The sequence below is a fragment of the Bartonella sp. bp_1 genome (genome assembly GCF_055808085.1).
Map to the genome: position 1 here is coordinate 462,932 of NZ_CM147851.1, position 23,860 is coordinate 486,791.

At 45.7% G+C, this 23,860-nt stretch carries 26 protein-coding genes, 1 tRNA gene and 1 pseudogene; 13 read left to right on the plus strand and 15 right to left on the minus strand.

Annotated elements, in window-relative coordinates; genetic code table 11:
* Nucleotides 1-146 precede the first annotated feature (146 nt).
* Nucleotides 147-221: transfer RNA gene (locus ACYZ97_RS02315), tRNA-Gln, on the plus strand.
* 21 nt (nt 222-242) lie between these two features.
* Here ACYZ97_RS02315 and ACYZ97_RS02320 read toward each other — a convergent pair.
* The 4 genes from ACYZ97_RS02320 to ACYZ97_RS02335 all read right to left on the minus strand — a co-directional run bounded on the left by ACYZ97_RS02320 (nt 243) and on the right by ACYZ97_RS02335 (nt 3,225).
* Entirely contained in the window at nt 243-476 is a 234-nt protein-coding gene (locus ACYZ97_RS02320) for a flagellar basal body rod C-terminal domain-containing protein (protein ID WP_473299890.1), read from the minus strand.
* Between the two features lie 86 nt (nt 477-562).
* The gene (locus ACYZ97_RS02325) at nt 563-1,552 is read right to left on the minus strand and encodes a magnesium transporter CorA family protein (protein WP_473299891.1); all 990 of its coding nucleotides are present in this window, start codon (nt 1,550-1,552) and stop codon (nt 563-565) included.
* Complete coding sequence (locus ACYZ97_RS02330; protein WP_473299892.1) at nt 1,552-2,907, minus strand: methylmalonyl-CoA mutase family protein; 1,356 nt, start codon at nt 2,905-2,907, stop codon at nt 1,552-1,554. Before ACYZ97_RS02330 ends, ACYZ97_RS02325 begins: the two co-directional genes overlap by 1 nt.
* 33 nt (nt 2,908-2,940) lie before the next feature.
* A complete protein-coding gene (locus ACYZ97_RS02335; RefSeq protein ID WP_473299893.1) occupies nt 2,941-3,225 on the minus strand; it encodes a hypothetical protein in 285 nt (94 codons plus the stop codon).
* A 149-nt stretch (nt 3,226-3,374) separates the two neighbouring features.
* Here ACYZ97_RS02335 and ACYZ97_RS02340 point away from each other — a divergent pair, with 149 nt between their 5' ends.
* Entirely contained in the window at nt 3,375-4,889 is a 1,515-nt protein-coding gene (locus tag ACYZ97_RS02340) for a helicase HerA-like domain-containing protein (protein ID WP_473299894.1), read from the plus strand.
* A gap of 1 nt (nt 4,890) precedes the next feature.
* Here ACYZ97_RS02340 and ACYZ97_RS02345 read toward each other — a convergent pair.
* Nucleotides 4,891-5,427, minus strand: a pseudogene (locus ACYZ97_RS02345) (L,D-transpeptidase); the annotation flags it as partial.
* A gap of 347 nt (nt 5,428-5,774) precedes the next feature.
* On the opposite strand from ACYZ97_RS02345, the gene ACYZ97_RS02350 reads away from it, so the two are divergent.
* Entirely contained in the window at nt 5,775-6,371 is a 597-nt protein-coding gene (locus tag ACYZ97_RS02350; RefSeq protein ID WP_473299895.1) for a superoxide dismutase, read from the plus strand.
* Nucleotides 6,372-6,585: 214 nt separating this feature from the next.
* Nucleotides 6,586-7,179 carry a flavodoxin family protein gene (locus ACYZ97_RS02355; protein ID WP_473299896.1) on the plus strand — a complete coding sequence of 198 codons (594 nt, stop codon included), beginning with the start codon at nt 6,586-6,588 and terminating at the stop codon, nt 7,177-7,179.
* A gap of 142 nt (nt 7,180-7,321) precedes the next feature.
* On the opposite strand, the gene ACYZ97_RS02360 is transcribed toward ACYZ97_RS02355, so the two are convergent.
* Nucleotides 7,322-8,104 (minus strand): AraC family transcriptional regulator, encoded by a 783-nt coding sequence (locus tag ACYZ97_RS02360; RefSeq protein ID WP_473299897.1) that lies wholly within the window; start codon nt 8,102-8,104, stop codon nt 7,322-7,324.
* A gap of 92 nt (nt 8,105-8,196) precedes the next feature.
* Here ACYZ97_RS02360 and ACYZ97_RS02365 point away from each other — a divergent pair, with 92 nt between their 5' ends.
* Nucleotides 8,197-9,318, plus strand: a complete 1,122-nt coding sequence (locus ACYZ97_RS02365; protein ID WP_473299898.1) for an MFS transporter — start codon at nt 8,197-8,199, stop codon at nt 9,316-9,318.
* Between the two features lie 4 nt (nt 9,319-9,322).
* Here the strand turns inward: ACYZ97_RS02365 and ACYZ97_RS02370 are convergent, their stop codons facing one another.
* From ACYZ97_RS02370 to msrB, 4 genes are all read right to left on the minus strand, one after another.
* The gene (locus tag ACYZ97_RS02370) at nt 9,323-9,661 is read right to left on the minus strand and encodes a hypothetical protein (RefSeq protein WP_473299899.1); all 339 of its coding nucleotides are present in this window, start codon (nt 9,659-9,661) and stop codon (nt 9,323-9,325) included.
* 24 nt (nt 9,662-9,685) lie between these two features.
* Entirely contained in the window at nt 9,686-10,012 is a 327-nt protein-coding gene (locus ACYZ97_RS02375) for a hypothetical protein (protein WP_473299900.1), read from the minus strand.
* A gap of 308 nt (nt 10,013-10,320) precedes the next feature.
* On the minus strand, nt 10,321-12,420 hold the full coding sequence (locus ACYZ97_RS02380; protein WP_473299901.1) for a S9 family peptidase: 2,100 nt from the start codon (nt 12,418-12,420) through the stop codon (nt 10,321-10,323).
* Between the two features lie 39 nt (nt 12,421-12,459).
* On the minus strand, nt 12,460-12,867 hold the full coding sequence (gene msrB, locus ACYZ97_RS02385) for a peptide-methionine (R)-S-oxide reductase MsrB (RefSeq protein WP_473299902.1): 408 nt from the start codon (nt 12,865-12,867) through the stop codon (nt 12,460-12,462).
* 404 nt (nt 12,868-13,271) lie between these two features.
* Between msrB and ACYZ97_RS02390 the strand changes: the two genes are divergently transcribed.
* On the plus strand, nt 13,272-13,766 hold the full coding sequence (locus ACYZ97_RS02390) for a Ros/MucR family transcriptional regulator (RefSeq protein WP_473299903.1): 495 nt from the start codon (nt 13,272-13,274) through the stop codon (nt 13,764-13,766).
* Between the two features lie 509 nt (nt 13,767-14,275).
* On the opposite strand, the gene ACYZ97_RS02395 is transcribed toward ACYZ97_RS02390, so the two are convergent.
* A complete protein-coding gene (locus tag ACYZ97_RS02395) occupies nt 14,276-14,698 on the minus strand; it encodes a SufE family protein (RefSeq protein WP_473299904.1) in 423 nt (140 codons plus the stop codon).
* A gap of 22 nt (nt 14,699-14,720) precedes the next feature.
* Nucleotides 14,721-15,134 carry a DUF5330 domain-containing protein gene (locus tag ACYZ97_RS02400; RefSeq protein ID WP_473299905.1) on the minus strand — a complete coding sequence of 138 codons (414 nt, stop codon included), beginning with the start codon at nt 15,132-15,134 and terminating at the stop codon, nt 14,721-14,723.
* Between the two features lie 270 nt (nt 15,135-15,404).
* On the opposite strand from ACYZ97_RS02400, the gene ACYZ97_RS02405 reads away from it, so the two are divergent.
* From ACYZ97_RS02405 to ACYZ97_RS02415, 3 genes are read left to right on the plus strand one after another with little or no spacing between them, the layout of a single operon-like run.
* A complete protein-coding gene (locus ACYZ97_RS02405) occupies nt 15,405-16,499 on the plus strand; it encodes a sensor histidine kinase (RefSeq protein ID WP_473299906.1) in 1,095 nt (364 codons plus the stop codon).
* A gap of 21 nt (nt 16,500-16,520) precedes the next feature.
* Entirely contained in the window at nt 16,521-17,465 is a 945-nt protein-coding gene (locus tag ACYZ97_RS02410) for a peptidoglycan-binding domain-containing protein (protein WP_473299907.1), read from the plus strand.
* A gap of 4 nt (nt 17,466-17,469) precedes the next feature.
* The gene (locus tag ACYZ97_RS02415) at nt 17,470-17,841 is read left to right on the plus strand and encodes a DUF1491 family protein (protein WP_473299908.1); all 372 of its coding nucleotides are present in this window, start codon (nt 17,470-17,472) and stop codon (nt 17,839-17,841) included.
* Nucleotides 17,842-17,849: 8 nt separating this feature from the next.
* Here ACYZ97_RS02415 and ACYZ97_RS02420 read toward each other — a convergent pair whose 3' ends face one another.
* From ACYZ97_RS02420 to ACYZ97_RS02430, 3 genes are read right to left on the minus strand one after another with little or no spacing between them, the layout of a single operon-like run.
* Complete coding sequence (locus ACYZ97_RS02420) at nt 17,850-18,389, minus strand: DUF1254 domain-containing protein (protein WP_473299909.1); 540 nt, start codon at nt 18,387-18,389, stop codon at nt 17,850-17,852.
* Nucleotides 18,382-18,984, minus strand: coding sequence for a DUF1214 domain-containing protein (locus ACYZ97_RS02425; RefSeq protein WP_473299910.1), 603 nt, complete (start codon nt 18,982-18,984; stop codon nt 18,382-18,384). Before ACYZ97_RS02425 ends, ACYZ97_RS02420 begins: the two co-directional genes overlap by 8 nt.
* A 4-nt stretch (nt 18,985-18,988) precedes the next feature.
* Nucleotides 18,989-21,148 carry a transglycosylase domain-containing protein gene (locus tag ACYZ97_RS02430; RefSeq protein ID WP_473299911.1) on the minus strand — a complete coding sequence of 720 codons (2,160 nt, stop codon included), beginning with the start codon at nt 21,146-21,148 and terminating at the stop codon, nt 18,989-18,991.
* A 2-nt stretch (nt 21,149-21,150) separates the two neighbouring features.
* Here ACYZ97_RS02430 and ACYZ97_RS02435 point away from each other — a divergent pair, with 2 nt between their 5' ends.
* From ACYZ97_RS02435 to ACYZ97_RS02450, 4 genes are all read left to right on the plus strand, one after another.
* Nucleotides 21,151-21,351: a hypothetical protein gene (locus tag ACYZ97_RS02435; protein WP_473299912.1), complete on the plus strand. Its 201-nt coding sequence runs from the start codon at nt 21,151-21,153 to the stop codon at nt 21,349-21,351.
* Nucleotides 21,352-21,482: 131 nt separating this feature from the next.
* Complete coding sequence (locus ACYZ97_RS02440; protein WP_473299913.1) at nt 21,483-21,722, plus strand: hypothetical protein; 240 nt, start codon at nt 21,483-21,485, stop codon at nt 21,720-21,722.
* Nucleotides 21,723-21,734: 12 nt separating this feature from the next.
* Nucleotides 21,735-22,397 (plus strand): winged helix-turn-helix domain-containing protein, encoded by a 663-nt coding sequence (locus ACYZ97_RS02445; protein ID WP_473299914.1) that lies wholly within the window; start codon nt 21,735-21,737, stop codon nt 22,395-22,397.
* Nucleotides 22,398-22,401: 4 nt separating this feature from the next.
* Nucleotides 22,402-23,856, plus strand: a complete 1,455-nt coding sequence (locus ACYZ97_RS02450) for an ATP-binding protein (protein ID WP_473299915.1) — start codon at nt 22,402-22,404, stop codon at nt 23,854-23,856.
* Nucleotides 23,857-23,860: the final 4 nt, after the last annotated feature.

The window sequence follows — 23,860 nt, forward strand, 5'->3', positions numbered from 1 at the left end:
TGTCGCAATGTTTGTATCTATAGATCATTGGATAAAGGATAAAACTCTTTTAAACGAAAAATTTTAAAAAGATAAAGCTACGATGGTTGCACAGACCGCATTGAACAGCTATAAGGCGCGCAGCCGAATAAGATATTCGCTTTTAATGGGGTATAGCCAAGCGGTAAGGCACCGGTTTTTGGTACCGGCATTCCCTGGTTCGAATCCAGGTACCCCAGCCAACTTTTTCTAGTCAATATAAATCAGCGCTTCAGATTGATGATCTGGTCCATAACTTCTTCCGATATCTGGAAGACGCGAAAATTGGCCTTGAAGTTATGTTCTGCAATGGTCATATCGACTAGCTCATGATCAATATTGACATTGCGATCATGACCGGTTGTTGCATTGGCAATATTATCCGCAACACGTGTCATGCCCTCAACCTGACGGTTCATCCCTTCAACGGATATGCGCATAGCACCTGTGATTGACATTTACGGCTCCTATAATGCGGGCCATTATAGCATATTATCGGATTTCTGCCAGTTTTATATTATGCCGCATTATTGGTTATCTTTATTTATAGCCAGCCTTTTTTACGGAAATAGAGTAGTGGTAGAAGGGCCGAGATAATCATGAGCAGAATGGCGAGTGGATACCCCCATTTTTCATTCAGTTCAGGCATGAAATGAAAATTCATACCATAGATGGAAGCAATAAGGGTCGGGGGCATGAAACCGACGGCTGCAACCGAAAAAATTTTGATAATGGCATTCTGCTCAGTAGAAATCATGCCGACAACCGTATCAAGCAGAAAGGTCATCTTGGATGAAAGAAAGTCGGCATAATGTTCGAGTGATTGGGTATCGCGTTCTAGTGATTTGATCGTGGCTTTAAGGTCGTGTTTGGGGCCTGTTACTTTCGCAAAGGCTTCACAATATACAAGCAGCCGGCTGATGCCGGCAATACTTTCACGTACCATGGACAGAAATGTTCCTTGTCCGCCGATCTGTGTCAGCATATGGCGAAAATCGCTGGTGGTCATAGGGCGCGCTTTGGGCGAGCGGTGGAAAATAGTATGTGAGGCTTTTTCAATGCGTGCTGCAACGGCCTCTAGCAGGTCTGCCAGCCGGTCTGTTGCTGATTCGATCAATGCGAGCATGATTGTCGATCCGCTGGTGGTTGTATTGATGATGCCATTGCCGGACTTGGCAACGCGCGTCACAAATAGAGAAATGGCTTTGGGCTCGGCATAGCGTACTGTAATCAGATGATTCTGGACGAGAATGAATGTGATCGGTGCAATAGTGCGTTTTTCACCCTCAACTACATGGATGAAGGGCGCCGTGAGAAATTGGGCGCCGTCTTCTATGTAAAAGCGGCTTGATTCTTCAATTTCGACCATGTCGTCACGGGTGGGGATAGCAATATTGAGCCATTTTTCTATCTGTTTTTCTTCATCCTGCGTCGGGTTGAGAAGATCGATCCACAAGGTCTTATCGACCTGTGTTGTCGTATCAAAAGCACAGGGTATCAGCCGGTCTCCATCAACGCTTAAAACGGTGATCATCAAATGACTTTCAAGGTTTCTATGGGCGCATTGTTGCGAGCTTCTGCCAAATCGCTCTCATCGCGATGCAAGGTAAGTGGCTGGCAATGTAATATACCATCAGCCGTAAAAGCACTTGGCTTTGTCTTATATAGTCCCCATTGAGTTGTGGTTGAACTCTGCCCGTTCAATTGAGAAACAAGCAGACGTTCGCCTTTCAGCAGATCGGCAATACGCAGGTCACGTGCCTCTTCGATTCGACGCGCCAGTTTGCCGTCGATGAGGCTTTGCATGATGCCGCCTTCTTCTTCAAACCGTTGGAATTCTTCCCATGCGCTTTCTGCCAGAATATCAGAATCGTGGGAACGGCGGTTGGGGTGTTTGGTCAGTGCTGTTGTATTTTCATGGGCCATGATAGTCTGAACCTGTAGAGCGTGACGGCGAGCATCTTCATCTGGTAGGCCGTTGGCATGGTTATAGGGCAATATGCTGAGCGATGATGCGCCGCCGGTAATTGCAGCATAGGCCGCCAATGATGTGCGGGGTAGATTTGCAAGGGCATCATATCGGGTCATCATACGCATTGAAGTCTCGACATGGATGGTTGCGGCAAAAGGTGAGGGGACGTTACGTTCTTCCTGCAGGCGACGCCATAAAAGACGAAGTGCACGCAGTTTGGCAATGCCGCGTACGGGGTCCTGATCAAGTGCGGTGGCAAAGCCTATATGCGGCAAAGCGTAGACGATGTGATGGCGGCCGTCCTCAACCATTTTAAGATGGGCAAGAGCCACAGAGAGCATGGCACCCAGTTCCTGTGCATCTGTCGCACCGGCATTATGATAGGGGCGACCATCCGCTTCCAGAACGATACCGGGGATTCCAGAAGAGAAAAAACCGGACATGGATTGCGGCAGTGAAGCTTTAAGGGCTTCAATCGACATTTTCAATTTGCCGGTTGCAGCCAATACGGCGGTATAATCGGTTGAGAAAGTCAGTTTGGTTGTTGCCGGATTGATGCGGCGATTTTGCAAATAGCTGACAAAGGCATCGGTTAGCGGACGTCCGTGCGGATGGCTTTCAAGACGGATATGGAGGCCATCAAGGTCAATGCCGTCAAACAGGGCTTCAATTGTTTCGATTTTGCTGGGAAGGCCAAAGCCGAATGCATTGCCGGAGCCTTCAAAAACTAGAGATACACCAGTTGCGCCATTGGCAATGTCTTGCTTGAGCTGGCTGTTGGCGCGATCAATATCAGGATCGTCAGCCCGTTGCATCAATACCCAGCCTGCAATGCGTTTTGGCTGTGATGGAGAAATGGCAGCGACTTCTTTATTCATGAACTTTGTAATGTCCTGTTGATAGGGTCTCTCCATCATAATGATAAAATTCCGGCAAGTCTAATACAGATGTTAATTAAAAATACCGCCATGGCATTTATAGGGGCTTTCGCTTTTTAGCTCCTTGCCCGTATTGATATCGGTGATATGAACAGTCGCCTTTGGATAATTGGCACAAATGCCGTTTCGCATTGAATAGATCATTCTGCCTTGTGCATAGAATTTAGATTTTTCCATGATGGGTTTGCCCGTTTCGTCAACGGCGGTCAGTTGATAGTCCCCGCTCATCGTCAGACAACCGGTCAGCCAACCGAAAGAGATAAGTAGAATGAGCTTATAGACAAGCTTATAAGACATGGAATAATCCTTCAAAGTTAAAGCGGATATACGATTAAATTATAAATGCTGACTTTTGGCACAAATTCAAACAAATAATCATTGTTCATTTCTTGAATATAGCAAAGTCTGCTATAGATAGACTATGACTGTATCAGATTGGGGGCAACATGCTCAAGGATAATGGTGTTTTTATCGGCGCAAGCCGTCAACCGGATAATACGCTGAAAGGTGAATATATCTGGTTGAAATATGCCAACCGTCATGGGCTTGTTACGGGAGCTACAGGGACCGGGAAAACAGTTACTTTGCAGGTTCTGGCAGAGTCGTTCTCGCAAGCCGGCGTTCCGGTTTTTTGTGCCGATATCAAGGGGGATCTCTCGGGAATCGCCAAGGCTGGAATAATTAATGATAATATTATCGGACGTCTTGCCAATGTCGGGCTGGAGAGTGCCGAAATGAAGGCCAATCCGGTTATCTTTTGGGATATATTTGGCGAGCAGGGGCATCCGATCCGTGCGACCATATCCGAAATGGGACCACTTTTACTATCGCGTTTGATGGAACTGACATCGGCGCAGGAAGGGGTGCTTAATATTGCTTTTCGTGTTGCCGATGAAGAAGGTTTGCTGTTGCTTGATCTGAAAGATTTGCAATCCATGCTTTCCCATATCAGCGAACGGGCACAGGAATTGAGCGCTCGATATGGCAATGTCACCAAACAATCGGTTGGTGCGATTCAGCGCCAATTGCTGGTTTTGGAACAGCAGGGTGGTGATCTCTTCTTTGCCGAACCCGCTCTAAAACTTGTCGATATTATGCGTACCAGCCATGATGGCCGTGGTATGATCAATATATTGGCCGCTGATAAATTGATGAATAATCCGCGTCTTTATTCGACATTCTTATTGTGGCTGATGTCGGAACTTTTCGAGCAGCTGCCGGAAATCGGTGATCTTGAAAAACCCCGTATGGTTTTTTTCTTTGACGAGGCACATCTGCTTTTCAATAATGCACCACGTGCTCTTGTCGAGCGTATCGAGCAGGTTGTCCGGCTGATCCGCTCCAAAGGAGTTGGCGTTTATTTTATTTCACAAAATCCGCTTGATATTCCTGAAACGGTTCTTGCCCAGCTCGGTAATCGTATCCAGCATGCATTGCGTGCCTATACACCACGTGAGACGAGTGCTGTTAAAACCGCAGCGTCGACTTTCCGTGCCAATCCTGCTTTTGATACGATGGCGGCCATTATGGAGCTTTCAACCGGTGAGGCGTTGGTCTCGACACTGGAAGAAAAAGGCGTGCCATCGATGGTGGAGCGTACAATTATTCGTCCCCCTGTATCCCAAATCGGTCCGTTGAATTCGTCTGAACGGGCGCAGATAATGGCAATAAGCCCTGTTGCAGGTCTTTATGATGCGGTTGTTGATCGTGATTCCGCTTATGAGATGCTGGCACGTGCGGCAGAAGAAAAGATGCCCAAAGACGCACCGGAAGACGAGAGCAGCTTTTGGGACACCGTTTTAGGTGACGGAAAAAGTAAAGGGCGCCAGACAGTGGCCGAGGCGGCTGTCAAATCGGTAACCCGTTCTGCCGCCAATGCAATCGGTCGGAGTCTTGGAAAATATGCCGACCAGATTGTGCGTGGTATTCTTGGCAATATATTTGGTGGCAAAAAGAAATAGATCAGACGACAAGAATGGGTGTCTTTTCCGGTACACGCTCATAAAGATCGATTATATCCTGATTCATCAAACGAACGCAGCCTGATGATACATTCTTGCCGATGGATGCCCATTCCGGTGAGCCGTGAAGACGGTAGAGCGTATCTTTGCCATTCTGGAAGATATAGAGTGCGCGCGCGCCAAGCGGATTATTCAATCCCGGTTTCATGCCACCGTTTTTAGCGCTGTATTTGACCAGTTGTGGTTGGCGCTTGATCATTTCATCCGGTGGCGTCCATGTTGGCCATTGGCGTTTATATTGGATGATGGCACGGCCCGACCAGGCAAAACCGGCTTTGCCGATGCCGACACCATAGCGGATGGCCTTGCCGTTCTGGCGAACCAGATAAAGGTAGCGCCGTTTTGTATCGACCACAATCGTTCCCGGAATTTCGCCTGTCGGATCGTCAACAACCTGCCGTAAGAATTGCGGATCGATTCTGTCGTAAGGAATGGCAGGCAATGTAAAACCGCCGTCTTTTTGAGATGCATACATCTTGGCGTAAGGTGCCAGATCACTGCTGCTTGTGGGGAGCGCCGCCAGAATAGGGTTTGTGTGTTGAAAGCGTGAGGGCACACAGCCAGAAAGGGCGGCACCGGCACTTAAAGCGGTGATTGATGAAAGAAAGGTCCGGCGGTTAAAACGATCTGACATTGTATAAGCCTTTTACGCAATGAATTTCAGGCTTAAGACCATATCGTGAGAGCGTTAATATTTTGTCCTATAATCTGTCAGGATGGTTCAAACTGCTGTGAAATGACAATCAAGGCTTGTATTTCTGTATCTATCGCGCCATTTTAGCCGTTAGTCTTATTTATTCGTTTCATTTAACAAGGAGGAATCCCATGGCTTTCGAACTTCCCGAACTTCCCTACGATTATGAGGCGCTTGCTCCTTATATGTCAAAAGAAACATTGGAATATCACCATGACAAGCACCATCAGGCCTATGTCACCAATGGTAATAATCTGCTGAAAGATTCCGGTCTTGAAGGAAAGAGCCTTGAAGATATTGTCAAGGAAAGTTTCGGCAAGAATCAGGGGCTTTTTAACAATGCGGCGCAGCACTACAACCATATCCATTTTTGGAAATGGATGAAAAAAGGTGGCGGCGGTAATAAATTACCGGAAAAGCTGGCAAAGGCAATTGATAGCGATCTTGGTGGTTATGACAAGTTCAAAGCCGATTTTTCGGCAGCAGCTGCTTCCCAGTTCGGGTCAGGCTGGGCATGGCTGGCCGTGAAGAATGGTAAGATTGAAATTATGAAAACACCTAATGGTGAAAATCCGCTGGTTCATGGTGCCAAGCCTATTCTCGGCGTCGATGTGTGGGAGCATTCCTATTATATTGATTATCGCAATGCACGTCCGAAATATCTGGAAGCCTTTGTTGATAATCTGATCAACTGGGATTATGTGCTGGAAATGTATGAAGCAGCCTAAAGCACTTGCTACATGAGATAAAATCTAAAAGCCCGTTATGCGAATGGCGGGTTTTTTTTGCCCTTATATATGATTTGCAAGGCATATTGTTTGGGTGTTTTCCCCGTATAGAGCCTGAAAAAAAGCAACCGTTTGAATGAACAGCATAAAGCGGCTTGCCAATCGTCTTTTTAAATGTTGATATATCCTATATCATAGATAAACAGGGTGAAATATGTCAAAAACTTTGGTCGCAATTGTTTACCATAGCGGTTATGGACATACGAATAAGCAGGCTGAAGCCGTTCAGGCTGGTGCTGAGGAAATCGCGAATATACAGACATTGCTTATCAAAACAGATGATGTGCCATCTCATTGGGGCGATCTTGAGAAAGCCGATGCCATCGTATTTGGCTGCCCGACCTATATGGGGAATGTTTCAGCCGCATTTCAGGCCTTTATGGAATCGACATCGCAGCCAGTTATGTCGAAAAATTTTGCATGGAAAGATAAAATTGCGGCCGGCTTTACAAATTCTGGGGCGTTGGCTGGCGATAAGCTATCGACATTGATACAACTATCACTCTTCGCCGCCCAGCATGGAATGCATTGGGTCAATCTTGGTCTTCCTCCAGCCAATAATAGTTCGACCGGTTCGGATGAGGAGTTGAACAGGCTTGGCTTCTGGCTTGGTGCTGCCGCTCAATCTAATGTCGACCAAAGCGCTGATGTGGTGCCGCCCTCATCTGATCTTCGGACCGCACGGTATTTGGGCGCACGTGTGGCGCAGGTAGCAATGCAATTGAAGGCAGGGAAATTGCATATTTAAGACTATTATGCGTGTAGTCTTGTCACTGAGATCGGTAGGAGCATAGGTCGGTTTGACTTTGTTTCTGTTCGGGATACCTGCAGCGTTGGCATTGGCTGGGTCTCATTCTTTTACTCTTGTCATAAGGGACTTTTGGTCTTTTCTATTGTTGCGATAGAATTTCGCGCTGATATTGCTTTGGCGTCTGGCTTGTATAGAGCTTGAAAAAGGTGATGAAAGCACTATCACTTGAAAATTCAAGCCGATTGGCGATCTGGTGGATAGATTGTCCTTCAGCCAGGTATTCAAAAGCATGGATAAGCCGTTTCTGCTGTATCCATTGTTGATAGGAAAGTCCGGTGTCGCGTTTAAAGATGCGTGAAAGTGTTTTCTCATGTAATGCGGCTTTATCAGCCAGTTCTGTCAAGGATGGTAGTCTGTCTTCATTCATGAACTGGTCGAGAATGGGGTGGATGCGTGGGTCATGGGGCAGACGAAGATGAGTAATCTTGGCATGGGATGTCTGGATTTCCTCTCTCAATAAAACGACAAGCGGATCCTTTTGACGGAGTATTCTATCAAAAGGATAAGCCGTAATGCGCTCGATGATTTCTTTGAGCAAAGGTGTCATGGCAATGGCCATGATTGTGTCATGAATATCTAAAAAACCTGTTTTGAAATAGAGCGAACGATAGGCAACGCTGCCCATCAATGTCACACGATGTTGAGTGCCGGCTGGAATGACGAGTGCCTGTGTCGGTGTCAGAGTGAACCACTGATCATGAAGAACTACCCGCATGCAACCGTTCGGGGCATAAAGCAGCTGGTCTTTTTGATGATGATGAATTGCGGAATCGTGGCCGCGTTTAAGTTCTGCGGCAATGCCAATCACATCATGTTCAAAGATATCCGAGTTAAAATGATCTTTAGCCGATAAGAAAGGCATATTTGTCCTGTATTTGATATTTTTTGTCTTTTTATCTGTAATGTAAGAAATACGCAAATGCTACTACCTATGGATCAAACAAAGGATAGAGCATGCCTAGGATTTTATTTGTTCTTCTCGTGGCCATGATGATGATGCCGCAAATATCAGAAACCCTTTATAGTCCGGCATTACCATCCATTAGCAGCTTATATTCTGTTACGCCTGCGGTTGCGGTACAAACCCTGTCTGTCTATTTTTTCGCGTTTGCTTTCGGAGTTGTCTGCTGGGGGCTGGCTTGTGACTACATGGGACGACGCAAGTCGATACTGCTGGGGCTTATGATTTATTTTTTAGGTGCCCTGTTTGCCGCTTTTGCTCCAAATTTTACGCTTTTGCTCGGGGCTAGAATTATCTGTGCTTTTGGTGCGGCTGTCGGATCTGTCGGGACACAGACTGTTATGCGCGATGTATATAGCGGTGAAAGGCTTGCCAAAGCTTTTGCTATTATGGGGATTGCGCTTTCACTCAGTCCCGTTATTGGCATGGGGCTTGGCGGTTTTTTGGCATCGCAAGGCGGTGCGGCTCTGGTTTTTGTTGGCCAGATTGTTTTGGCGGCATTATTGTTGCTTTGGGCCAGCATGCAGCTTGAAGAAACCTATCAAGTTTCTCTTGCCCCAAAACATATTCCCGCTGCAGCATTGCGACAATTAATATCCGATATTCATATTTGGCGTACTGCATTTTTGGTCGCTCTCTTTAACGTCATGCTATACAGCTTTTATGCGATAGCTCCTTTTCTTTATGATGGTCTTGGAATCAGCGTTGATTTCTATGGGGTGAGCGGTGTCGTTCTGGCTGTTGGCGGCTTGGCAGGTGCATGGCTCAACCATCATGCCGTCAGTCGTCAATGTTCTCTTTTCAAGCAGTTGTTTGGGGCTGCCATTACTGCGCTTTTAGCTGGAATACTTGTTTTGTTTTTCAATACACCACTCATCATGATGTCGGTGGGATTTCTTCTTTCCCTTGCCTATGGCTTTGCTATTCCGGCACTTCTTTCTAGTGCGCTTGTCAATTACAGGGCAATATACGGTCGTGCCGGTGCTTTTCTAGGCTTGGTCTATTATATAATGATTGCGGCAGGCCTTGGGATTGCGGGAAATGGGCAAAATTTGGGCCTGACGCTTATTATATGTGCTGTTTTGGTTTTTTTGACCAGCTGCACCAAGCGATGATTGTTTAGAACTTTTTACAGATAGCGGCGTCATTGCCTTTATCGCTATATAGATAGGTCATTGTGGCAAGCCAACCTTGACATTCGTTGGTGGTTTTAAAGCAGCGATAGCGTTCTACCGGTCTCATACCGGAGCCGCGCCCGCCAAAAGGTGTCTGCTGCCAACCACGAAACAAACCGCCAACAACGCCACTGCCTTTTTTGGGGGTCGAACATTTTTCGCCCGCATATTCGCTGACCATATTACGTTCAACACGGCTGGTCGCAATGCCACTGGTATGGGCTGTCAGAATGGTGCCTGAAAATAAAAGTGATGCGAGAATAACTGTTAGGGACTTTTTCAATGGGGTGTCTCCGTTAGATTATAATCAATATTGTTTGCAAGAGGTAATACGTGGCGGTGGTATACCATAACGTGATTGCATTATATACATCCAATCACGACATTGTTGAATGGTCTTAAAACACCTAAAGCGGTCAATCGGCGCATAGTCTGAATCATTGGGCATGGCCGCTTCCTGATATCCGCTGAAGTAGCCGGCAACAATATTGCTGCCTTTTTTGGGTGTGTTACAGCGCTCACCCGCATATTCGGGATCATTCCTGAAGGGGTGTGGATCACGTCCGACAGCATATAGGTTGTTGGTGGACAGGAAGAGCAAAGCCAATACAAAGAGACTGATCAATTTCTTCAAAATTCTATTGCTCCTATATCCGTCACAGAGCTTATGAAAGAAAACTGAATGGGCCTCATTCTGTTCTTTCCTAATGTGTTGAAACAATCATATTGTGCGCGAACCTTAGCAAACCGTGCCGCTATGTAAAAGCCGTTATTATTGTAAGGCTTATAATTTCCGGATTTATAAAGGCGATAAAAGTAGACGATGACAATGTTAGCTAAACCGGATACTTCTTGAAGTTTCTCAGTATATAGGCACTTTTGGTCATGCCTATATATAGAAGTGTTGCGAGAAATCTTCATTACGCTTTTCTTGCATGGGTATTATGTTGCCAGCTTATTTCCTGCCTTTAATATATAGGTATAAATATAAGCTGTTTCTTCCAGTTTTGAAAACCTTCCCGATGCGCCAGCATGGCCTGAATCCATGTTGATACGAAATAGGATAGGGTGGTTATCCGTTTTGATTTTTCTCAGTTTTGCAACCCATTTGGCCGGTTCCCAATAGGTAACGCGTGGATCTGTTAGTCCAGCCATGACAAGCATAGCAGGATAGTCTTGGGCGCAAACATTGTCATAAGGAGAATAGGATCGAATCAACTCAAAATCTTCTTTTGAATCAATAGGGTTTCCCCATTCCGTCCATTCCGGTGGAGTCAGGGGAAGGGTTGCGTCCAGCATGGTATTCAAGACATCGACAAAAGGAACAATCGCAACAATTGCGGCATAATCACGTGGGGCCATATTGGCAATGGCACCCATCAGCATGCCACCGGCTGAACCGCCATGGGCAATCAGTCGGTCATGGCTTGTATAACCTTCTTTTACAAGATGGCGTCCGGCGTCGATAAAGTCTGTGAAAGTGTTTTTCTTATAGCTATGTTTGCCTTTTTCATACCATGCAAAGCCTTTGTCTTTACCTCCGCGAATATGCGCAATCGCATAGATAAAACCACGATTGGCCAATGATAATGAATTGGCATTGAAGCTCGCGGGAATAGAATGTCCATAGGCGCCATAGCCATAAAGCAGGCAGGGCGCACTGCCATCGAGCTTTGTATCCTTATGGTAATAGAGCGATATCGGTACTTCTTCACCGTCTTGTGCCTTAGCCATGATACGGCGGGTTACATAGTCGCTGATCACATGACCAGAAGGGACTTCTTGTGTTTTGAGCAACTCACGTTCACGGCTATCCATATTATAGTCGAATAATTGTTGTGGCGTGGTCATGGAAGAATAGGAAAACCGGATGACGCACGTATTATATTCGGCAGCTCCATTGAGGCCTAAAGAATAGGCTTCTTCGTCAAAGGAAATAGCGTGTTGGTTGCCACTGCTTCTATCCATAATTATGATACGGGGCAGGCCATTTTCACGCTCAAGCCATATGAGGTGTTTTTCATAAACATCATGGGCCAGAATCAGACGTCCGGGTTTATGGGGAATAACAGCTTGCCAGTTTTGGCTATGCGGTTTGTCGCAAGGTGTGACAAAGAGAGCAAAGTCTTTGGCGTTATCCTTGTTTGTAAGAATATAGAAAACGTCGCCGCCGGAGATAAAGGAATACTCAATACCTTTTTCTCTTTTGCAAATACATAAAGGTTTTTCCAGTGGTTCGGTAGCCGGTATCAGCCAGAGTTCAGATGTTTCATGATCATGTAGATCAATGAATATGAAATCATTGTTTTTTGACCCAGAAACGCTGAGGAAAAAAGCCGGGTCATCTTCTCTAAAGATCAGGACGTCTTCATTCTGGGAGGTGCCGAGCTTATGATAATAGAGCTCGGAAGGACGGTGGTTGTCATCCATTCTTGTATAGAAAAAACCTTCGCTTTTTGCGTCCCAGACACCATCTCCAGCTGTGTTTTCAAGAGTATCTTCATGATCTGATAAATGCGCAAAATCACGAATGCGGATTGTGTAAAATTCCGATCCTTTGTCATCATAGGACCAGAGAAATTTTTTATGATCGGGGGCGTGATCAACACTGCCGAGATGAAAATAATCGCGCTGGCCAGCTTCCTTGTCTCCGTTAAAATAGACTTCTCTGTCTCCCCCGTCACGCCGTGTACGGAAGAAATGGGGGTGTTCGCCGCCTTCTACATAAGAAACGCCATAGGCATAAGCACCATCTTTGAGGGGAACGGAGCTGTCATCTTCTTTGATGCGTGCACGCATTTCAGCCAGAAGTGCTGTTTGGAATTTTTGTGTATCAGCCATAAGGGCCTGTTGATAGGCGTTTTCAGCATCCAGATGTTTGCGGATTTCGGGTGCTAATATGGACGGATTTTTGAACATTTCCTGCCAATTGGCATCACGCAGCCAAGCATAATCATCGTTGAGTGTAATACCGTGATAGCTTGTTTCGTGTTTTTGTTTTTTTGCTTGTGGAACAGAAGCCGCAATAAAATCGGATGTCATTTTAAATTCTTTCAGGCGCGATATTTATTTAAAGGGTTTTTAATCTTCGTTATAGATCAGGGCATTTCCGTTCATGCAATAGCGAAGTCCGGTTGGTGGTGGACCATCAGGGAAAAGATGGCCTAAATGGGCATCGCAGTCAGCACATCGCACTTCGGTTCGCACCATATTATAAGAAAGGTCTTCAAAAAGATTGACGGCTTTAGCTTCTATCGGTTGGTAAAAACTTGGCCAACCGGTGCCTGAATTAAATTTGGCATCAGAGCGATAGAGTGGACGGTTGCAACATACACAGTGGAAAGTGCCGGGGCGACTGGTGTCGAAGTCCGGGCATGAGAAAGCGCGTTCTGTCCCGTGCTGACGGGTGATCTGGTATTGGACGGGGGTGAGCTGCTCACGCCATTCCTTGTCTGTTTTGATAACTTTAAGTGTGGTCTGTTTTGACATTGGTATAATCGGCTTTCTATCCATTATGGATAATATGAATGATTCTATTCTTGTTATATTAATTTTTACATCTTCTTTTAAGGTAGAAATACAATGCAATGAAACAAGACTATGTATAATATTTATTCATTTTTATACGATAATGGTAGCAGCGTTCTATATGAATGCACTTTTTGTAGGGACACATTTGATTTTAATCAAAATGATAGATTGGTAAAGTATAATTGCAGTTTAAGGTGTAAATATTTATCCAGTCAATATTGACATTGAATATTAGATGTTATTAAACCAGCCCAAATTAGAGCCACTTTCTTGCTATAATAGTTTAGAGGATAGTGATTCTTTTTTATTTTTATCGATTGACCGAAAAGTGCAATATATTTGCAAATGAGGAATACTTTTAAATGACCAATGAATTGATTAAAGAAACCGAAAACGATTTTCTTATTACACTTGTCGCAGATGTTGTTGCAGCCTATGTTAGCAATAATACAGTTAATGCTGAAGAATTACCGACATTGATTGGTCAGGTCCATGCCGCTTTTGCTAAAGCTGGCAGCAGTGAAAACATGGTGCAGGAAGTAGAAAAGCCGAAACCTGCTGTTAATCCAAAGCGCTCTGTATATAGCGATTACATTATTTGTCTTGAAGATGGCAAAAAATTCAAATCTTTGAAGCGCCATCTAAAGACACATTATGACCTGACGCCTGAACAGTATCGTGAAAAATGGAATCTTGATAGCAACTATCCTATGGTTGCGCCTAAATATGCAGAAGCCCGTTCGGCCTTGGCTAAAAAAATGGGATTGGGTCGCAAGCCATCGGCTGGTAAAACATCTGCTTCTAAAACAGCGGCAAGCAAACCAGCAGCTAAAAAGACGGCTAAAAAGACCAAGTAAATTACTGCTGCATACGTATCATTTTTATTTGTACGCCCGATATCAATCGGGCGTATATTGTTTAAATAGTAATGATTAAAAGGCTGTTTTTGAATATAAACGGATAATTCAATTGGTCTAAAAATATTAATTCATTTTATTTAAAATATATATATACCTATAAATATATAATAATATGTCATGAATTGCGATTAATAGTTTTGCTTAGATTTTTTTCGATATAAAATTTAATTTTATTAAATAAATTAAGATTTTGTATTTTATATTGACTGAATTCTTTGATTTTTTATTTCATCCTTGACGTCGTCTTTCTTTAAGGGAGAAGGATATATTTTTTATCAATGAATAACCGTTCAACCTTATTGGATCGAACCCGATAGGGGGCTTTTTTTATAGCTATATTTTTAATCCGGTTATAAGGACTATGCCTTTTCAAACCCTTGCATTTATCCGCTACGCTTGGAACCAGAAGAGGAACAAGTTTAAGCTGGAATATGGATTATTCACTATTAGGATTTAAGAGCGTTTTCTGCGTCATTCTGGATGCGTTTGACCATGGACTTTAATCCATTGGAACGTTGTGGGGTCAGGTTGTCATTCAAACCCAATGTTGTGAGCAACCCTTCAATGTCGGCGGCAAGGATAGCACTTGCCTTTTTGCCGGAATAGAAACTTAAAATGATGTAGACAAGACCGCGTACAATATGAGCGTCCGAATCGCCTTCAAAAGTTAGAACGGGGTCAGTGCCTTCAGCTTGATGGGTGAGCAGCCAAACCTGGCTGACACAGCCTGGTACCTTGTGGCTCTCATCACGCGCCGATTCGGGATAGGGAGAAAGTTCACGACCCAGTTCAATGACATATTTGTAGCGGTCTTCCCAATCATCAAGCATTGAGAAGCCTTCAATAATATTGTCGATTGTATCGCTCATTTTATTACTTTCACGAGTTATTTTAATGCTCAGGCTCTGTTGCCGTCGTTTGGGCCGGTATCTGCGTTTTTGAATTTGAATGCTCTTCAGGCTGTCGGGATGTTGGAATTGAACCGGTCTTTATATCCTGTGCCGGTTCCTTTTCTTTATGGCCGAATTTTGAATCGAGATATTCATAAGCATATTTTGCACCATCTCGGGCGCGTTCACCCAGTGAGCCAAGAAATGTCTTGCCTGTTTCACAGGTTTGCACATTGCGATCACAAAAGTTGCCGAGGTCATTGACGGTCTGCTTGACGGCAATAATTGCATCAATAGTTGATGTACTATTGTCGTTATCGGCACTTAGCGAATGGTCGGATGCGGGGGCAAAAAAAGAAATGGCAATAAACAGGAATGCCAGAAAGAATACACATTTAAAAGCAAAACGGATCATGGAAACCTGCGTTGTCTATGATAAGGAAATAGGCATTCTATATGTCTTTCATTTATGAAATATTGACAAAATCATCATTCTTTTCGTCTGCATGCCGTAAGAGGATAAAAAAGTCAAAAGCTGTTAACCATATTGTGAAAGATGGCGCTGAAATCGGTTCTATTATCAATTCATTAAAAACTTCAGCGCCATGGTTTTGGCACAATTTAAATTTGAAGGCCGTTATCATCAATATGATTATCCGTGCCTTTGCCAATGGAAAAAGGGCTGATGACAAAAAGCAGGACCATCATAGATATTTCGTATGAAGGGATTGTACGCCGATGTGTCGGTGATGGTTTGGATATGCTGTCTATTTCTGTTGCCAGGCCGTTTTATGAAAGCGTGCATATCAATGATCGTATTGCCTTTCTTGATATGCTGGACACCTTGCGCAAAGGAGAAGGTGTTTCTCCGGTTTATTTAAGGCTTATGGCCAAGGATCGTTTGCGTTTTATGGAAGTTGTACTGGAGTGTGAAGAATGTTTTTCCGAACACATCAGCCTATCACTTTTGCAAAATCGTATCGATGAAGAAATAGAGGGACAATTGACCCAAACGGTCGTGACTGCCCATGAAATGCGTACTCCCTTGAATGCTATCATCGGTTTTGCCGATTTGATGTTGCATTATGATACAGCTTCGGTTGAGCAGATTCGTCAATATGCAGGCATGATCAAGCAGGCTGGAGAGCATTTGTTGGCAGTTGTAGAACGGACAATGGCTCCAGTTGTTCCTACGCTTATTCATGACAATGAGGATGAACAGAATAAGCCAGCGGCCCAGCATAGTGAAATTTATCCTATCTTGAATGAAATACGCTCTATGATTGAAGCGTTAGGCGCAAAGCGTTCTTTCGTTTTTGATATTGAACAGGTCAAGCATGTTACAGTGTGTGCCGATAAGACAACTTTGCGCCAGATCATTATCAATCTGGTTTCCAACGCCATTAAATATACGAGCGAATGTGGGTCTATTGTCATGACTGCCGTATTGACATCGGATGGCCGTCTAAAACTGGGGGTCGAAGATGATGGCATCGGTATGGATGAGGAGACAATCAGCAGGATAGGCCGTGCCTATGTGCGCTCTTCCCGCGTGAAGGAACAAGGCATAACAGGCAATGGTGTCGGTTTGGCACTGGTCAGTGCCTTGTTGGCACCTTTGGGTGGGGAATTGAATTTCGAGGAAAATCGGCCGCAGGGAACATTGGCTGAAGTTATTTTGCCGGTTGCCGGTAAAGGTAAGGTTGTTTTGTTGAATGGCCCGGAAAAAGGATTCGCAGCGCAACCGGATATGGCATTGCGCCAATTGACGACAGGATAAAGGATAAAAGCGAAAAGTAAGATGGCCAGAAAACCGAATAATAAGGGAACAGTAAAAAAACGCAAAGGGCTGCCGGCTCGTGCTGGTATCGGCTTGTGCCGTTTGTTCTGTCGACTTTTGGTCTTGGGGTGGCGTGCTAGCTGTCGCAATCCGCTGGTTGCCAGTGGCTTTGTTCTTTTTACCTTCGGCTTCGGCTTTGTTGCCTATAATGCTGTGTTCTCACAAAAGGAAAGTCATCATGGCGTGTTTTTTGAAACGCGCCCGCTCCATAATCAAGATGTGGTCAGTCATAGAAATGAACAGCCCGTCCAGCAGCCTGTTATTACACAAACGGCTTCACAGCCTCAAAGGATTGCGCCTGTGCCCGTGGCTTCTCCTTCAGCCACTGCCGATAATGGCGATTTGCGACAAATGCAGGAAAAACTTTCCCGTCTTGGATTTTATCACGGTGCGGTCGACGGTCTGGATGGCCCCCAAACACGCGCGGCTATCACGGCGTGGAAAAAAGCCGGTATGCCGACTGAGGCACATGTGTCAAATAAGACCGGACAGTCCGATAGTATTGCTGCTTTGATCGGCGATGAAGGCCATAAAACTGTAGATAGAGTCACCACCAATGCTATTTCTGATGGTGCTTCGTCTACAGCTAAAACTATGTCGGACATTCCCGCTATGCAGCCTTCAGTTGAAGAAAAACAACCGGTTGAAGACCATGCAACAGTCCGCCCTCAAGATAGCCAACAAGACAAAGGGATAGAAGAAGTGCTGGATAGGCGTGAGGATATTATGCGTATCCAGACAGCTTTGCGTGCTTTTGGCTATGACAATATTGCCGTTAATGGTGCACTTGACCAGCCGACCTTTGAAGCGCTGAAATCCTTTCAGGAGATGTTTTCATTGGATGTAACAGGCCATGCCAATAGGCAGGTTTTGACCAAGATGCAGGATATTGGTTTAATTGGATAAATAGATGCGGTTAACAACAGATTTTTGGGTTTCTGCATTGATGCGACGGGTGCGCGCGGAAGGTGGTTTTGCCTATCTAACACGCCGTGGTGCCAATGAAGCGGGTGCCGTCTTTATCCTGTGGCGTTATCGCGATGATTTGGTTGATCTTTATGCACCAGCACCGCAAAGCTTCTATTCAGACGAGACAAGTAATGACGAACGTTTTTTTGTTCGGGTCATTACGCAAGCGGAAGAGGAACGTTCTGTTTCTTTTCTTGAGAAGGAGCTGCGTTTTGATCCCGATATCTGGCTGGTCGAGCTTGAAAGCTATATGCCGGATGAAAAGCCTTTTATCCTTGTAGGTGAGAATACGGATGTCGGCAATCCGGTCTGAAATAGGTTTTAGTCATCCAGCAGCTGGCAGCTGGCTGTTTTCAGAAATTTTTCACTTTGCCGGTTATCAATTGTATCGCCGCCTAGAGCGCGCAGAATAACAAATCCTTCATCAATATCCTGGGTAATCATGACCGATGTATCGGTACTTGGATCAATGGTTTCTTTCAACTCCATGATTTGTACAGGGTCGCCCAGTGTCAGATCCAAAACATTGTTGGGTGTTGTGCGGTTATTGATGCTGTAAAGGTTATCGCCTTCGCGGTTGAAGACTGACAATGACCAGAAGGATGTTGTATCATTAGCCTTCAACTGGACAGGCCCGTCAGAAAGATCGAAATGACATGCAACAAGTTTGAATAATGGGTCTGTAGAGCGGATAATCGCTTCATCCTTGGGGAGGAGGGCAAAGCGGTATTTGGGGGTGAGGGCTGAAATATGTGACCATGCATTGGATTGTGCAAAAGAGGGCACCATAAAAATAATCGTAATATGTACGATGATGGCTCCGAGCACAGTCAGCAGACTTAGATAGGCAATCCTACTCACACTCGCGTACTCCATTGGCTACAGGATGGATATTCGGCATAACCAGTTTCTGCATTGCTGTCGATGCAGCAATCGGCGTGTCATAAAGGGTCAGAACCAAGCCATACTCACCTTTATGGGGTGTTGCAAGCCAGTTGCCGCTACGGGCTTTTGCCGAGAGATTGATGGTTAGATTTTTGCCGTCACTGTCGCGGATAATATCGCGTGAATAAATCTCGCCAGGTAGGCCAGAGGATGGCTTCATTGGTTCGAGGCGATTGTTAACAGGATAAAGTGTAAAGAAGCGGGCTTCAGGAAGCTCTCCGTGTAATTCGTAATCGCATTGGCTGCGTAAGGGACGTCCGCGTTCATCCTGCCATGTTTGGAACATCAGCCCTTCAGCCCGTCCCAAGGCAATATCCCCTCTTTTGGCCGCCCGCGCTCGTGCATAGGCATCTGCTTGTAATGTTCCGGCTTCAGGATAGGCTAACCATTTACCGATGCGCATGCGGCCGAAGCCTTCGAAATGGTTCAATATATAATTGCTGCCCAAGGCGCCTAGAATAACGCTACAAGCAATAACTAAAATCGCAGAGAGTATATTGCGCAATATCATATTTTTACTGGATCTTGCTGGTTTGTGACGAGACAATTTTTGAGATCGGCATAGTAATAGTCGGAGCCTTGTCAAAGGCTTCCCCAATATCACGAATGACCTGTGATGTTGCAGGAGAGAGAACTTGCGGCAGATCAGCTGCAATATCAGGCTGAGGGCTGTCATCCTTGTTTTTAGGTGCGGAAAGAATCGAGTTCTCAACACCATAGATTGGCTTGATAGTGACATTCTGATGCGCATAAAGCATCATACGATGCCATATCATCGCCGGAACAACGCCGCCGAAGGCATGGTTTTGCGGCGAGTTGTCATCGTTGCCCATCCAGACAGCTGCGGTATAATTACCTGTAAAGCCGACAAACCATGTGTCGCGGGCCTCTTGTGATGTGCCGGTTTTTCCAGCAACCAATGTCATGGGCAGGCGCGCTCGTCCACCGGAGCCACGTGTGGTCACACCAACCATCATCTGGTTCAGATAGGCGGCGACTTGTTCGCTTAAAACACGATGTGGCTTAGGGCCATTGCGGTTCCAATCCCAGATAACGCGCCCATCGGGTGATAATATCTGGGTGAAGCCATGGCGGTTGCCGGCCATGCCACCATTGGCAAAGACATTATAACCGGTTGCCTGATCAAGCGTCGTCATGTCGGATGTTCCAAGAACCATGGTCTTATGCGCAATAATATCAGCATCAATACCCATATTCTTTATGAGGTCGCGAATTGGTTGCGTATCTCGGTTGAGATATTTCATGGTAAGATAGACCGGTACAGAGTTGATGGAACGTGCTAGAGCTGTTGCCAAATCTACGCGGCCGCGATAACCGCCAAGGTTTCTGGGGCTCCAACCTGCCCAATTGATGGGGGCGTCAGGTACGATTGTGGCCGGTGTCAGATTGCCTCGTGACATGGCCGTGGCATAGACATAGGGTTTGAATGATGAACCCGCTTGGCGCCCTTTTTGTGTGGCGCGGTTAAACTGGCTTTCGCCATAATCACGCCCACCGACCATAGCGCGTACCGAACCGTCATTATCAATCACAACGGTTGATGCCTGAGAGACACGATATTGCTGGCCATATTGGCGCAGATGGAATTCAATGGATTCCTCGGCCGCTTTCTGGATGCCCTGATCAAGGGTGGTACGAACGATTAAGGTGCGCTCGGGCAGCTGGTCACCCATTTTACGGATTTCGTCAAAAGCCCAGTCAAGAAAATAGTCGGGATGGCCGCCGCCAAGATCGGATTTGACACTCGCCGGATTGCGTCTTGCGCCAATGACCTGACCTTCGCTCATCATGCCGCTATCGACAAGATTGGAGAGCACGATATTGGCACGGGCTCGTGCTGCGGGCAGATTGACATGCGGCGCATAGCGCCCCGGGGCCTTGAATAATCCTGCAAGCATGGCAGCTTCTGCCAGCGAGATATTACGAACATCTTTACCAAAATAGAATTTGGAAGCTGCTGCAATGCCGAATGTGCCACCACCCATATAGGCTCGATCAAGATAAAGCTGGAGGATTTCTTTTTTACTTAGATTGGCTTCCAACCAGATGGCCAGATAGGCTTCCTTGATCTTGCGGGTCAGGGTTCTTTCATTGGTCAAAAACATGTTTTTGGCCAATTGCTGTGTCAAGGTTGAACCGCCTTGGACAACGCCGTTGGCGCGCATATTTGTAGAAAGGGCGCGCGAAAGGCCATAAAAATCAATGCCATAATGTTCAAAGAAACGACGATCTTCTGTGGCTAGAACCGCCTTGATGACATAATCGGGCATGTCGTCGATGGAGATGGATTCGGCATGTAATGCACCGCGCGAACCAATATTGTTGCCATGACGGTCAAGAAAAGTGACGGCAAAATCTTCCGGTGCGCGCCAATCACGTTCCGTCATTTGGAAAATTGAAATGCCAAGTGTTGTAAAGGCGATAAATCCGATCAGTCCAAGCGTTAGCGCTTCATCGCAGATTTCGACAAGAAATCGTTTGAAACCGCGTACACGGAAGCGTTTGGAAATGATGGTGGCAACGGACCAGAAAGAGGCAAAAGCGTGGCCGAGACGATAAAGGGCATTGTTTAACCATGCATCGGCGCTGATCAGCAGGGGACTGCGGAACGGCTTGCGTCGCCTGGTTTTTGATTTTTTAAAGAAGCCCAACATAAATGACCGGTCCAAAAGCCATGAAACTTGACCTTTTAAAGGTCACAGCTGTGATGCCAGAAAATCGCATTTTCTGCCAGTATTTTTTGTATGATGCAGTTGTTTTAGGAGAAAATATCCGATCACAAAAAATTTTTTCTTCAAAAACAGATTACCTGCTTTGTAATAAAGAGACGCGAGTGCCTGAAAAGCCGAAGGTTTGACGATTGTGTTCCCATTTCAATAGATTGGTAACCATATTGCGTAAAACTGGCATAATGGGTGGAAGTGTGGTTTTGTATAAATTCCAATCTGTTCATGTCCGGTTCATGATAATATTTGTAAGAAGTGTAGCATGATGAAAAAAATATTAGCCTTTTTTGTAATTTTCCCATTGCTGGGTGTTGGGGTTGCGCAGGCCGCAGATTGTGCCGAAGTCGGTAAACATGTGGCCGATCAACAAGGTGGAACACTGACACAGGCAAATCTTGTCTCGCAGGCTGATGGTAGCAATGTATGTGTGGTTGTCGTGCTGGTTCCTGGCCGCAATGGAGAAAAGCCACGTCGTGTCGAAGTTGCTGTGCCTGCCAATTGAGCAGGGGGGGTGATGCGTATATTGGTCGTTGAAGATGATCGCGAGCTTAATCGCCAGCTGGTTCAGGCCGTTCAAAATGCCGGTTATGTTGCCGATAGTGCTTTTGACGGTGAGGAAGGTCATTTTTTAGGGGATACAGAGCCCTACGATGCGGTCATTCTTGATCTGGGACTGCCGCAAATGGATGGTATCAGTATTATAGATCGTTGGCGTCGCGATGGTCGTCTGATGCCGGTGTTGATTTTAACAGCCCGTGACCGCTGGTCGGATAAGGTGGCCGGTATTGATGCCGGTGCCGATGATTATGTGGCCAAGCCTTTCCATATGGAAGAAGTTCTTGCACGTTTGCGTGCACTTATCCGGCGTGCCTCAGGCCATGCAACAAGCGAGCTTGTTTGCGGACCGATTATGCTTGATACCAAAACATCGCGTGTGACTGTTGACGGACAGTTGGTCAAACTGACTTCGCATGAATACCGGCTATTATCCTATCTGATCCATCACGAGGGGGAAGTCGTATCCCGTAGCGATTTGATCGAGCATATTTATGATCAGGACTTTGACCGCGATTCTAATACAATTGAAGTTTTTATCGGTCGTTTACGCAAGAAGCTGGGCCTTGATATGATCGAAACTGTGCGTGGTATGGGCTATCGTTTGAAAGCGCAGACTTGAAAATATGACAAGGGTGCCTTTAGAGCAAAAAACAGTTGGTGAAGCAGGAGAGACATCGCGTTGGGTTAAAAAACGGTCTTCGCTGATTGTCCGTGTCGTACTCCTTTCCAGCGTCTGGGTGATGTTGGCGTTGTTTGCCATTTCCGCTGTTTCGGTTATTTCTTACCAAAACGCCAATAAGCGTAATTTCGAACAGTTGCTCACGGCCCATCTCTATACTTTGATCAGTGGGGTCTATGCCAATCGTGAAGGTATCTTGCGCGGCAAGCCGCAGCTTGGCGATATCCGTTATAGTGATCCATCATCTGGATGGTATTGGGATGTTATACCGGTTTCGCCTGAACTGAAAGGACAGTTAAAGTCGCCATCGCTGGGCAGCAACAATATTGCCTCGCCGAGCGAAAAGGATTTTCCCTTCAATGACCAGTTTATACGTATGTACCCTGCCAAGACTCTACAGGGGCAGGATATGCAGGTTATTGAAAGTGATGTGGTTCTGGGGCGAGATAATTATGTTGCGCGGTTTCGCGTCATGGGAAATCTGGCAGATGTACGCGCCGAGTTTCATGAATTTCGTGTAACTTTGCGATGGTATCTTTTGACACTTGGTATTGCCAGTCTGGTCATCAATGCCCTGATCATTGCTTTTATGTTGCGCCCGCTCAGTCGTATTAAACGGGCTTTGGGAGAGATTCGTACTGGAAAGGCCCAGCATATTGATACGCGTTTGCCAATTGAGGTTGCCCCTTTGGCTGAAGAAATGAATGCGCTTATCGATAATAATCAACGCATTATAGAACGTTTTCGCCGACAGGTTGGCAATCTGGCCCATTCGCTTAAAACGCCTTTGTCGGTTCTGGTCAATGAGGCAAGTCGGATGCAGGATCATAATGGTGTATTGATTCGTGAGCAGACACAGAATATGCGCCAGCAGATCGACCATTACCTGCAACGGGCCCGTATTGCCGCCCAGCGTGACAGTGTTGTCTATCGTACGCCGGTTGTACCGGTGATAGAACGTTTATGCAGGGTTATGGAAAAGCTTAATCCCAATCTTGCGATTGCTTTTTCTACAGAGGTTAATGATCTGATCTTTGCTGGAGAGCGTGAAGATATTGAAGAAGTTATTGGCAATTTGTTGGATAATGCAGCCAAATGGGCGTCGAAAAGCATTGTCGTTAGTCTTTATCGTGATGAATCCTCATTGGAGAGTCGTGAAAAGAACGGCCCTGATTTTTTTATAATTTTTATTGAGGATGATGGGCCGGGTTTAAGTGAAGAAGAGAGAGCCCGTGCCTTAAAACGTGGCCTCCGTCTGGATGAAAGCAAGCCGGGGACAGGGCTTGGCTTGTCAATTGTTGCGGAAATGGTGCAGGAATATGGTGGCAAATTGGTATTGAATAAAAGCAAAACAGGCGGTCTGCGTGTTGAGGTAATGTTGCCGCTTGCGGCCAACTAGATGC